Annotated in this window: 13 protein-coding genes; 5 read left to right on the plus strand and 8 right to left on the minus strand. The window is 69.7% G+C overall.

The features are described from left to right. Positions 1 to 76 precede the first annotated feature (76 nt). Positions 77 to 1060, plus strand: coding sequence for a Clp protease N-terminal domain-containing protein (locus QSK32_RS28680; RefSeq protein WP_285473679.1), 984 nt, complete (start codon positions 77 to 79; stop codon positions 1058 to 1060). Here the strand turns inward: QSK32_RS28680 and QSK32_RS28685 are convergent. Next, entirely contained in the window at positions 1051 to 1881 is an 831-nt protein-coding gene (locus tag QSK32_RS28685; protein ID WP_045744432.1) for an enoyl-CoA hydratase/isomerase family protein, read from the minus strand. The genes QSK32_RS28680 and QSK32_RS28685 overlap by 10 nt on opposite strands. A gap of 109 nt (positions 1882 to 1990) precedes the next feature. Between QSK32_RS28685 and QSK32_RS28690 the strand changes: the two genes are divergently transcribed. Then, positions 1991 to 2377 (plus strand): winged helix-turn-helix transcriptional regulator, encoded by a 387-nt coding sequence (locus QSK32_RS28690; protein WP_045744433.1) that lies wholly within the window; start codon positions 1991 to 1993, stop codon positions 2375 to 2377. Here the strand turns inward: QSK32_RS28690 and QSK32_RS28695 are convergent, their stop codons facing one another. The 4 genes from QSK32_RS28695 to QSK32_RS28710 form a co-directional block, all read right to left on the minus strand. After that, positions 2378 to 4138, minus strand: coding sequence for a proline--tRNA ligase (locus QSK32_RS28695; protein WP_285473726.1), 1761 nt, complete (start codon positions 4136 to 4138; stop codon positions 2378 to 2380). A 210-nt stretch (positions 4139 to 4348) separates the two neighbouring features. Further along, positions 4349 to 4741, minus strand: a complete 393-nt coding sequence (locus tag QSK32_RS28700) for a hypothetical protein (RefSeq protein ID WP_052720779.1) — start codon at positions 4739 to 4741, stop codon at positions 4349 to 4351. 478 nt (positions 4742 to 5219) lie between these two features. After that, positions 5220 to 5423, minus strand: a complete 204-nt coding sequence (gene cspE, locus QSK32_RS28705) for a transcription antiterminator/RNA stability regulator CspE (RefSeq protein ID WP_045744435.1) — start codon at positions 5421 to 5423, stop codon at positions 5220 to 5222. A 638-nt stretch (positions 5424 to 6061) separates the two neighbouring features. Beyond that, complete coding sequence (locus QSK32_RS28710) at positions 6062 to 6718, minus strand: HAD family hydrolase (RefSeq protein WP_052720783.1); 657 nt, start codon at positions 6716 to 6718, stop codon at positions 6062 to 6064. 349 nt (positions 6719 to 7067) lie between these two features. On the opposite strand from QSK32_RS28710, the gene QSK32_RS28715 reads away from it, so the two are divergent. Both QSK32_RS28715 and QSK32_RS28720 read left to right on the plus strand, forming a co-directional pair. After that, positions 7068 to 7394 (plus strand): TraR/DksA family transcriptional regulator, encoded by a 327-nt coding sequence (locus tag QSK32_RS28715; RefSeq protein ID WP_285473680.1) that lies wholly within the window; start codon positions 7068 to 7070, stop codon positions 7392 to 7394. 454 nt (positions 7395 to 7848) lie between these two features. Beyond that, the gene (locus QSK32_RS28720) at positions 7849 to 8004 is read left to right on the plus strand and encodes a hypothetical protein (RefSeq protein ID WP_169792486.1); all 156 of its coding nucleotides are present in this window, start codon (positions 7849 to 7851) and stop codon (positions 8002 to 8004) included. A gap of 139 nt (positions 8005 to 8143) precedes the next feature. Here the strand turns inward: QSK32_RS28720 and QSK32_RS28725 are convergent, their stop codons facing one another. Then, positions 8144 to 8830: an SDR family NAD(P)-dependent oxidoreductase gene (locus QSK32_RS28725; protein ID WP_045744436.1), complete on the minus strand. Its 687-nt coding sequence runs from the start codon at positions 8828 to 8830 to the stop codon at positions 8144 to 8146. Positions 8831 to 8974: 144 nt separating this feature from the next. On the opposite strand from QSK32_RS28725, the gene QSK32_RS28730 reads away from it, so the two are divergent. Further along, complete coding sequence (locus QSK32_RS28730) at positions 8975 to 10174, plus strand: serine hydrolase domain-containing protein (RefSeq protein WP_045744437.1); 1200 nt, start codon at positions 8975 to 8977, stop codon at positions 10172 to 10174. Between the two features lie 81 nt (positions 10175 to 10255). Here QSK32_RS28730 and QSK32_RS28735 read toward each other — a convergent pair whose 3' ends face one another. Both QSK32_RS28735 and QSK32_RS28740 read right to left on the minus strand, forming a co-directional pair. After that, entirely contained in the window at positions 10256 to 10588 is a 333-nt protein-coding gene (locus QSK32_RS28735; protein WP_285473681.1) for a YciI family protein, read from the minus strand. A 391-nt stretch (positions 10589 to 10979) separates the two neighbouring features. After that, positions 10980 to 11255, minus strand: a complete 276-nt coding sequence (locus QSK32_RS28740) for a hypothetical protein (RefSeq protein WP_045744439.1) — start codon at positions 11253 to 11255, stop codon at positions 10980 to 10982. Positions 11256 to 11263: the final 8 nt, after the last annotated feature.

Here is an 11263-nt window from a genome sequence, read left to right on the forward strand (position 1 = left end):
CCTTTCAGTCCCCGGGCAGAAGCCCTCCGGTCCGCCCGGGCCCTATCGTCTTGTCCGAACACGACGGAGGAGAGCGATGACGGAGGAGAGAGCGATGACGGACGCGCTGACCATCGGTGATCGGCTGACGAACACGCTGGCCCGGGTACGGGGACTGTCCAACGGCCCGATCAGCACCGGACACCTGCTGTACTCGGTGGCCTGCGACAAGGAGGCCGGCGCGCTGCTCGACGCGTTCGACATCACCCCGCGCGCTCTGCTCGCCGTACTCCGCACGCCCGGCCGGATCTCCGCCGAACCGGGTGTCGGCCCGATCTGGGACCCGGAGACCGAACGCAACGACGGCCCCTTCGACGGCTTCCCGACGGTCAAGGATGCGGTCGACCACGTGCTCGTGGTGTCGCACGCCTCGGACGCCGCCCTGCGCGCCGGCACCGGCGACAACCGGATGACGCTGCTCGCCGCGCTCCTCGAGGACCCGGCCGCGGACGCCTCCGCCCTGATCAGAGACTGCCGGGCCGATCCGGACCAGGTGCGCCGGGCGGTGCTCGGCGGCCGCATCCCGGAACTGCCGGACCGGCTGCCACCCGCGCTGCGCCCGGCCCGCGACGCACTGCTCGGCCGGATCCGGTACCGCGGCCGGGGCCTGCGGGACAAACTGCTGCTGTCCGTTTTCGCCCGCGAGGCCAACCACGCCGACCAGCCCGTGCTGTGGGCCCGGCTGGAGGCCGACGAGCGGGCCCGCGAGCAGCGCCGGTCGACCCGTACCGACGACCTCCTGCTCGCGCTGCTGGTCACGCATGAGGTGATGGTCGCGTACCCGCACATGGCCGCCGCCTCCGCGGACCGCTTCGGCGGTGGCGCGGACCTCCTGGCCGAGGGTGTCGACCACGAGAAGGTCCGCGTGGTGACCGTCGGCGATCAGCCCGACGAGGTGCCGGCCGAGGACCTGCTGCGCCCCGGCCCGAACTGGCCGGAGAACACCCGCATCCTCCTCGAGCGCCTGCGGGCCCACCCCGGCAACCGTTCCGCTCGCGTCCTCGCCGCGCTTCAGGCCTGAGCTTTCACCCTGCGCATCAGCCCCTCCAGATCCCGTTCCCCGGCGCGCGTCTGTACGCCCGCGACCACGGCGTCCGCCATCAGACGCTGCGTCGCGGGGCTGCTGATCAGCGCACCCCAGGCGGCCTCCTCCCGGGCGAACCCGGCGGTCAGATCCTCCGGCGGCAGGGTGCTCTTCACACCGTCGACCACCCCGTCCGGAAGGGCCGCGACGGCCCGGGCCACCCGGTCCACGTAGGCATCCAGCTCCGCCGCCGGCAGGGCCCGGTTGATCCACCCGTAGTCGGCCGCGGTCCGGGCGTCGAACAGGTCCCCGGTCAGCAGGATCTCCAGTGCCCGGCTGCGGCCCATGCGCCGGCTCAGGTACTGGGTGCCGCCCCCGGCCGGGACGATGCCCATCAGCGCCTCGATCTGGCCCAGGCCCGCGGTCTCGGCCGCCGCGAACGTCATGTCCGCGGCGGCGACGAACTCGGCCCCGCCGCCGCGGGCGACCCCGGCCAGCTTGACGATCGTCACCTGCGGCTGGTGGCGCAGCAGCTCACCGACGGCCTGGAACACGTTCGCCCCGGCCGGCGCCGATGCGGCCAGCGCCCGCAGGTCGTCCATCTGCTCGGCGATGCCCATGTCCACGTGCGCGATGAAGAACTCCGGGTCCGCGCTCTCGAATACGATCACCCGGGTCGCCGGGTCGTCACGCAGCTCGTCCAGGGCGGTCCGCAGCTCCCGCATCATCGTCAGGCTCAGGGCGTTGACCGGCGGATTGTCCAGGACGATCGTGGCGACGCCGGCGTCGGTGGTCACCCGGAGAGTGGTGTAGGGCATGGTCGTACTCCGATCAGGTATTCGCAAGGCATGTAGGTTTGCTTTGCATACCTAGCCTGGGCGACGATGTCCGCACCGGCAAGAACGCACTTCAGGAGAACCAGGGATCATGAGGGATACCTACGGCCTCGGCGCGGCCGCCGCCGACACGGCCTTCAGCGCCGACTGCCCCAGCCGGCCCATCCTCGACCAGATCGCCGACAAATGGTCGATGATGGTGCTGGCGGTGCTCGAACGCCCGGCCCGGTTCAACGAGATCAAACGGCGCCTCGGCGGTGTCACCCAGCGCGTCCTCACCCAATCCCTGCGCCGCCTCGAACGCAACGGCATGATCGAACGCCGGGTGCTGCCGACCTCCCCGGTCGGCGTCGAATACTCGCTGACGCCGCTGGGGGAGTCCCTGCGCGAACCCTTCGGACACCTCTATTCCTGGACGGTCCGCCACAGCGAGGAAATCCTGCGCCACCAGCAGGCCTTCGACGAACGACCCGGATGATCAGGCCGCCAACTCGTCCGGCAGTTCCACCGGCGCCGGCGAGTCCGGTGCGGCCAGCAGCACCGCGATCCGGTCACGCACCACCGCCACCACGTCGTCGAGGGCGACCACCGAGATCTCACCCGTCACCCGGTCCCGAACCTCCGCCGTGCCGTCGGCGACACCACGCTTGCCCAGCGTGATCCGCAACGGCAACCCGATCAGGTCGGCGTCCGCGAACTTCACCCCGGCCCGCTCCACCCGATCGTCGAACAGAACCTCCACCCCGGCCGCCCACAGATCGTCGTAGAACCGCCGCGCCAGCACCCCGGCCGCCGAATCCGCCGAATCCAGCAACACCAGCGACACGTGATACGGCGCGATCGCCGCCGGAAGCCGCAACCCCTTCTCGTCACGGTTCTCCTCGGCCGCGCAGGCCAGCAGCCGCCCCACGCCGATCCCGTAACAGCCCATCGTCAACGGCCGCCGTTCACCCGCCGCGTCCAGGAAGACCGCGTTCAGCGCGGACGAATAACGGGTGCCCAGCTTGAAGATGTTGCCCGCCTCCACCCCGCGGACCGTTCGCATCCCCTGCCCACACGACGGGCAGCCGTCGCCGGCCCGGGCCGCGGTGACATCCGCGACGATCCCGCCCGGAAAATCGCGCCCCGCATTCACGTTGAGCAGGTGAAAACCGGCCCGGTTCGCGCCCGAGACGAGACCGCCGGCCGCGGCGACCAGGTCGTCGACCAGGACCGTCGCGTTCCGGAGACCGATCGCCGACCCGTACCCCGCAACGGCTCCGATGCTCTGAATCTCGGCCTCGGTCATCGGCCGCAATGCGGACGCGCGCACCAGATTGGCCACCTTGGTCTCGTTGACCTCCCGGTCGCCGCGTACCACCACCGCCACGAACTCCACCGCGTCTTCGCGTTCGGCCGCCAGGAAGACCATTTTCGCGGTCTCCGCCGCCGTGACGCCCAGCAATGCGGTCAACTGATCGATCGTCGTCGTGCCCGGCGTGGCGACCTCCTCGATCTCGGCGATCGCGCCCGCCACCGGAACCGGCTCACGGAACGAGGCCACCTCACGATTCGCCGCGAAACCACAGCCGTCGCACAGCAGCAGGGTGTCCTCGCCGATCGGCGTCAGGTACATGAATTCGTGGGCCATGCTGCCGCCCATCATGCCCACGTCGGAGAGCACCGCCCGGACCGGAACCCCACAACGGCGAAAAATCCGGTGGTACGCACGGAACTGCTCGCGATACTGCTCCGCCAGCCCGTCCTCGTCGGCGGCGAAACTGTACGCGTCCTTCATGATGAACTCGCGCACCCGGATCAGCCCCGCCCGCGGCCGGGCATCATCGCGGAACTTCGTCTGCAGCTGGAACACCACACGCGGCAGATCCCGGTAGGAGGCGATCTCGGTCCGCGCGAGCGTCGTCGCCGCCTCCTCATGGGTCATCGCCAGCACCATGTCCCGGTCCCGCCGGTCCTTGAATCGGGCGAGCTCCGGCCCGATCTTGGCGTAGCGCCCGCTCTCCTTCCACAGGTCGGCCGGATTGACCACCGGCAGCGACACCTCCTGCCCGCCGATCTGCTCCATCTCGGCCCGCAGAATCGCCTCGATCTTGCGGATGGTGCGCCACCCGAACGGCAGATAGGAGAAGATCCCGGCGCCGACCTGGCGCACCATGGCCGCCCGCAGGAGAAGCTGATGCCCCTCCGACTCGGAGTGCCCCGGGGCGGTGTGCAACGTGCTGCCGAATGCCTTCGACATCCTCATGACTGAATCCCTTTGCGACGCGATCGGATGAGCGGCGTAAAGCCGGGACCACCCAGACGGCGCGGCGGAGATCAGCGTCGCGGAAGGGCTCCCGGCGGCATAGGTCGCGGACCCGGCATCACACCGCACATCGCAACCACCTCCCGCGTTCTCCCCATGAACTCTATCGGGGTGCGCATCCGATTTTTCCGGCGGCACCGCGGATCAGAACCGGACACCGCCGTGCCGGTAGCCGCCCACCGTATCCGCCGTCTTCGCGACCAGCGCCGCCCCCAGATCGACACCCAGGAACTCCGACAACTCCAACAGCCGGATCATGATGTCGGCCAGTTCCAAGCTCAGCGCGTCGTCCGGCCGCCGCGCCGCCGGGTCCAGATCCACCGCCCGGTCCCGGATCTCCTGCAGGGCCTCGGCCGCCTCACTCTGCAGCAGCGCCAGCCGGGCCGCCGCGAGATAGGCCCGCCCGCTGGGGTGCGCCGCCGCCACCTCGTCACTGCCGGAGAAGAGATCGATCTTCTTCGCGTACGCGTGAGCACCCCGCTGTGCCGCCGGAAGCAGCGCCGCCAGCGCCTCGATGTCCCGCAGAACGTCACCCATCAGTCTCGTCCCCGTTCCGTGCCGCCGAATTCCACCCTCCGAGTGTCCCGGAGGCTCCTGTCGAGGCCCGGAGGCAGGCGGCAGATCGTGGTCCCGCGGCGTGGCGCGCGGGGGAGCGGTGGGACTTGGCGGGGGCGATTTCAACCTTTCAGGGGTCCTCCCGCAGTGGCGCCTTCGTGAAAGTCCGCCGCGAGGGCGAAGGCGGCGAACGGGTCGGCGCGGCCGGCCATGGTGTGGCCGGCGCGGATGTGCGAGCTGCGCTGCCGACGCCCGGAAAACGCAGACCGCCCCGCGTGACGGAAAGTCGCGCGGGGCGGTCGAGGCCGAGCTGTGGGACCGTGAGCCGAACCGCGGCGGGCCTGCTCACCGTCCCGGAAAGCCGGGCAGCGGGCCGAACCGCGAACGGGTCACCTCACCGTCCCGGAAAGCCGAACGGCGGCCCGCTGTGAAAGCCGGACCGCCGTTCCGCCGAGATGGATCAGAGCGGGCGGATGTTCTCCGCCTGCGGGCCCTTCTGGCCCTGGGTGATGTCGAACTCCACCCGCTGGTTCTCGTCGAGGCTGCGGTAGCCCGACGACTGGATCGCGGAGAAGTGGGCGAAGACGTCAGCGCCACCGTCGTCGGGGGTGATGAAGCCGAAGCCCTTGTCAGCGTTGAACCACTTCACGACACCTGTAGTCATGTCTGCTCCCTTGCAGGTGGGAGTCCGCACCGTGCGGACTCTCAGTGCTGCGTTGATGACCCGCGCCGGAACCGACACGCCAAACGAAAATAGCGCCAGGACGGGGTTTCAGATCACCCATCAGGCGCCAAGATCGTCCAAGGAAATCAAAACTGCAACGCAACGAAGATAGCACAGTCCGACGGTCCGTCACGACGATCAGGCACGAAGTTTTGCCGGGTCCCCCACCCGGTTGGAGATCGCCGCCAAGCCCAAGATCAACACCACTTCAGGGGTACGCGTGTGCGCGCCCGCGCCACCGACAGCAGTGCCCGGCCCGCGGCCCGCACGTCCCCACTTCAGCTGCTCCGGCAGGGCCGCCAGACACGTTTCGTGGTCAGGGTGCCGAAGCCCGTCCGCGTGATGACTTCAGGCGCGCTGGACACCCGAATTCACCACACCCGTGGTGGGGTGTGGTGATTGCAGCCGCGCTGTGCGCCCCAAGTCACCACGCCCGTGGTGGCGTGTGGTGATTACGGACGTGCTGGGCGCCTCACCACACGGACGCTGACCACGAAACGTGTTTTAGTCAGTCCCACTGCTCCGGCAGGGCGCCAGTTGCTCCAGGCGGGTTGCCGTTCGGTCCGGCAGGGCGCCGTTCAGTCCAGCTGCTCCAGGAGGGCCGACAGGGGCAGATCGGCGGCGCTGGTCAGCAGCACGTCCGCGGCGGTGAAGCGGTCCCGGTCCGCGTAGGCGTTCGGTACCGCCACGCACCGCAGCCCGGCAGCCTTCGCCGCGGCCACCCCGTGCGCGGTGTCCTCGAAAGCCACCGCCTCCTCCGCCGGCACCCCGAGCCGTCGCAACGCCAGCAGGTAGACCTCCGGATCCGGCTTGTGCGCGGCCGTCTCGTCCCCGGTGGCCAGCACCTCGAACCGCTCCCGCAGGCCGGCCTGTTCCAGCATCGCCCCGACGTGCGTGACCGGTGAACTGCTCGCCACCGCCAGCCGCAACCCCAACTCGGCGGCGTCCTCCAGCCAGGCGGTGACGCCCGGAGCCGGGTCGAGGGCCGCGTTCAGCCCAGCCCGGTAGTCCGACCTCCGCTGATGGCTGGCCTCCTGGTCGTAGGCGGCCCCGACCGCCGCCGCCAGATCCCGGTACCGCGCCTCGTTGACGTCCCCACCGTGGTCGGCGAAGAACGCGGCCGTGTCCAGCTCCAGCCCGTGCCGCCGCCACTCCCACTGCCAGCTCACCAACAGCGTCGTCTCGGTGTCCATCAGCAGTCCGTCGAAGTCGAAGAGCAGAGCTTTGATCGTCACCTCCACAGTCTCCCGTGCCGCCTCTCACCCCGGGGTGCCGGCAGCCCTGTCCTCTCGTTCCCCCGCTGCATTCCCCGGCCGTTCCTGGGGGTGCTCACGTGCATGCGGGACGACCGTGGGTGACGGCTGGGTGGTTCCGGCCGTTCCTGGGGGCGCCCACGTGCATGCGGGACGACCGTGGGCGACGGCCCGGGTGGTTCCGGCCGTCGGTGAGGGCTTCACTGGGCACGTGGGGGAGCCGTGGGCGACGGCTGAGTGAACCCGGCCGTTGCTGAGGGTTCCCACACGGGTGTTGGACAGCTGTGGACGACGGCGGGTGGAGGAGAGAGGCGGCGGTTATCGTGCGGGGATGGTTCGGGACGAGCTGGTGCGGCTTCGGGCGGAGGCGGCGGCCGAGGCGGACACGTTGCGACGGGACCTGGAGGGGCTGTTCGCGGCTTCCCGGGACTCCAACGCCGACGACGAGCACGATCCGGAAGGCGCCACGATCGGGTTCGAGCGTGCCCAGCTCACGGCCCTGCTCCACGCCGCCCGGGAGCGGATCGGCGAGGTCGGCGAGGCGCTGCTGCGGGTGGACGCCGGGACCTACGGGATCTGTGAGAGGTGTGCCCAGCCGGTCGGTGCGGAGCGGCTCGCGATCCGGCCCTTCGCGCGTCACTGCATGAGCTGCGCATAGTTCACGGCCGCCCACCCATGTGGGGGTAGGCGCAGGACACGTTCCCCCGGCCGTCGTCCACGGTTCTCCCGTGTGCCTGTTGGAGCCCTCGGTGACGGCCGGGTTTGCTCGGCCGTCGTCCAGGGTTGCCCGCGTGCGCCGTTCGAGCCCTGGGCGACGGCCGGGGTCGGTTCAGCCGTCGGGGACGGTTCGGCGAGGCGCCTGTTCGAGCCTTCGATGACGGCTGGGTTCGATCCGCCGCCGCCGCCGCCGCCGACGACGACGACGGGGCGGGGTGAGGTGGGCCGGGGGGAGACGGGGGAGACGGGGGAGGCGGCGGCTTTAACCGGTTCCGCTCCGCCGTAAACGTGACTGTCCTCGCTCGAGGGTCATGCATCTGAGTTGATTGGTATTTCGATGGGCTGGGTACAGGAGGGTCGGCGGGAAATACCCGCCGGCGAAACGGAGCGAAGTCATGCTGGTTCTTGGACTTATTCTTCTGCTGCTGGGCTTCTTCCTGAAGATCTCGATCCTCTACACGATCGGCATCATTCTCCTGGTGATCGGCGCCGCACTGTGGATCCTCGGTGCGATCGGTCGTCCGGTCGGTGGTCGAAAAGTCTGGTTCTAAGCCTCTCCGGCGATGCTGAAAAGGGCGCTTCCGCTTCGTGCGGGCGCCCTTTCGCATGTTCGGAGGCGGTCACGGGCATTGGCAGGGATCATCGTCGGCGGTGCTCAGACGCGTACCCGGGAATGCGGTTTCGCGATCTTCACCAAGGAAGCGGCCCGGCCTCGTCCTGAAGGGTGCCGGTCGGACCGTCCGGGCCGAGGGTGGCGAGCCGGGCGACCACGCGGGCGCTCTGCTCGACCGCGCGGCCGATGCCGAAGGCCGCGGTCATGTCGGTGGCGGTGGCGCCCGGTTCGAGCGCGTTGAACCTGATGCCCGGGTTCGCCTTCGCGTATTGGACGGTCAGCATGGTGGCGGCCGCCTTCGACGCGGCGTAGAGCATGAGCGGCAGGCCGGACTCCGGCCGCTCCGGGTTGGTGACGGCCCAGAACGATCCCATGCTGCTGGAGACGGTGACGACCGCCGGGTCGGCGGACTTCCGCAGCAGCGGCAGTGCCGCCTCGGTGACCCGGACGACGCCGACCGCGTTGGTGTCGAACGCCGCCAGGGCCGCCGGTCCGTCGACGGGCCCTGCGGCGAGGATGCCGGCGTTGTTCACCAGGATGTCGAGGTGGTCCTCGCTGGCGTCGATCGTCGCCAGCGCGGCACTCACCGACGCGTCGTCGGTCACGTCGAGCTGCACGAATTTCGCACCCAGTTCGTCCGCGGCGGCCTGGCCCCGCGCGGTGTCCCGCGCACCGATGTAGACGGTGTGGCCCTGGGCGACGAGCTGCTTGGCGGTCTCGAACCCGATGCCCTTGTTGGCGCCGGTGATCAGGGTGACGGTCATGGCTCTCCCACTTTTGTACCGATCGGTTTCAGGTCACGATACCAGGTTTTGTACTGATCGGTTGGCGGGGGTAGGGCTACCCCTACCCCGGACTGGGTAGTAGGCGGGAGTGAATCGCCGGGCGCCGGGCGGCAGGCTCGGGGCATGACGACGAAATCGATGATCCCCGCGCTTGCCGTCACCGCAGCCCTGGTCGGCGCCACCGCGGGAGCGGCCGGTGCCACCGCCGCGACCAGCACCACCGACCCGATGCGCGACGCCGCCCGGCACGTGCTCGCCGCCGGCGCCCCCGGATACATGGCCCGGATCGACACCGGCCGCCGGGTGACCGTCACCGCCGCCGGAGTCGCCGACCGGGCCACCGGCCGCACCCTCAACGGCCGCGAACAGTTCGAGATCGGCAGCAACACCAAGACCTTCATGGCGGCGCTCACCCTGCAGCTCGTCGACCAGCGCAAAGTCGACCTGGACGCCTCCGTCGAGCGTTACCTGCCCGGTGTCGTACCGAACGGCCGCGCCATCACCGTCCGGATGCTGCTCAACCACACCAGTGGGCTGTTCAACTACACGTCCGACCCGGACTTCTTCACGGACATGGAGAAGGACCCGCAGCGGGTCCTCACCTCGAAGGAACTCCTCGAGGTCGCCTTCCGCAACGACCCGACGTTCGCGCCCGGGGCCGGCTGGTCGTACTCGAACACCAACTACATCCTGACCGGCATGATCCTGGAGAAGCTGACCCGTACCAGCCTGCCCGACCTGGTCCAGCAGCGGATCGCCCGGCCGCTCGGACTGACCAAGACGTACTTCGCCGATCCGCGGGCCACCAGCACCGGCCGGGGGTACGCGCACGGCTACGCGGTCAGGTTCGCCGGCGGTGAGCCGGAGTACACCGACACCTCGTCCTGGCCGATCGGCGGCTGGGGCGGCGCCGCCGGAGCGATCATCTCCACCCAGGAGGACCTGGCGACGTTCTTCGCCGCCCTGATGCGCGGTGAACTGTTCTCCCAGCGTCAGCTCGCCCAGATGAAGACCACGGTCGAGATCCCGGAGTCCTTCGGCATGCCCGGCGGGTACGGCCTGGGCCTGTTCCGCAAGGACACCGCCTGTGGCACGGTGTGGGGCCACGGCGGCGACACGATGGGCCACCACAGCCTGGGCGTGGTGACCGCCGACGGTTCCCGCACCGCGGTCGGCGACGTCACCGCCGAGCCCGCCGACACCGGCGAGAACCCGGGCGTCAACCGTTACTACCGGGTCGTGATGGCCGCCGACGAGGTGGCCGTCTGCCGCATGCTGGGCAAGCCGGTCCCGGCCGAGGTGCTCGCCGCCCTGCACAGCTGATCTCTCCAGCACCATCGGGGGTGGCTCTGCGCCAGGCTCAAACCCATGCGTGGGTACGCCTGGCGCAGAGCCGTTGGTGCATCAGGGTGTCTCCTGCAGCGGCCACACCTCGACGACACCGTGCCCGACGGCACAGGGCGTATGCGACACGAGCTCGACGGCCTCCTCCAGCGTCGCCGCCTCGATGACGGCGAACCCCGCGACCGGTAGCGTCGACGACAGGAACGACCCGCTCTGCGCCGTCACGTCACCGCCGTCGGGCCGTCGCACCTGCACCGGTCGCCCGGCGATCCCCATGACGGCCCCGCCTTCGAGCAGTTTCGCGTCATGGGCGTGCGCCGCGTCCCGTACCTCCGCGGCGGTGCTGTCGTACCCGGCCTGGTCCCCATATCCGATCGTCACGAACTTCGGCATCGTCAGCTTCTCCTCGTGCAGCGGGGAATGGCATCATCGTCCCCCATCATTCCCCGAAGCGCCGTTGCGACACCTTGCGCGCATCTAGACACGTCTCGTCACAAGGGGTCCGCGTGTTGACTTGTGGCGTCCAGTGCGCCCGTATTCACCACGCCGTCATGGGTGTGGTGATTTGGGGCGTCCAGTGCGCCCGTATTCACCACACCGCCACGGGTGTGGTGACTTCGGGCGTGCGGCGCGCCCGAAATCAGCACACCGTCATGGGTGTGGCGACTTCGGGCGTCCAGTGCGCCCGTATTCACCACGCCGTCATGGGTGTGGTGACTTCGGGCGTGCGGCGCGCCCGAAGTCAGCACACGGATGGGCTTCGCACCCTGACCACGACACGTGTCTAGTCGTGGGGGAGCCCGTCTTGATCACCATGCAGCTGACGAAAGGCGAGCAGGTCGGCCGCGTGCGGCAGCCGGATCGGTGGAGTCAGGTCCCGCATGGCAAGCAGTCCCACGATCGAGCCGCGACGCACGGCCGCGTCCACAGTCCGTTGGTCCTCAGGAGTCAACGCCTGCCAGGTCTGCCGGGCCCCGCAACTGCTGCAGAGCCCGCCGATGCGCTCGGCGTCCGCGACGGCACGCGGCGCCGTACAGCCGGGACAGGTGAAGTGAAACACGACCGGAT

Source organism: Actinoplanes sp. NBRC 101535 (assembly GCF_030269225.1).
GTDB classification, from domain to species: Bacteria; Actinomycetota; Actinomycetes; order Mycobacteriales; family Micromonosporaceae; genus Actinoplanes; species Actinoplanes rectilineatus.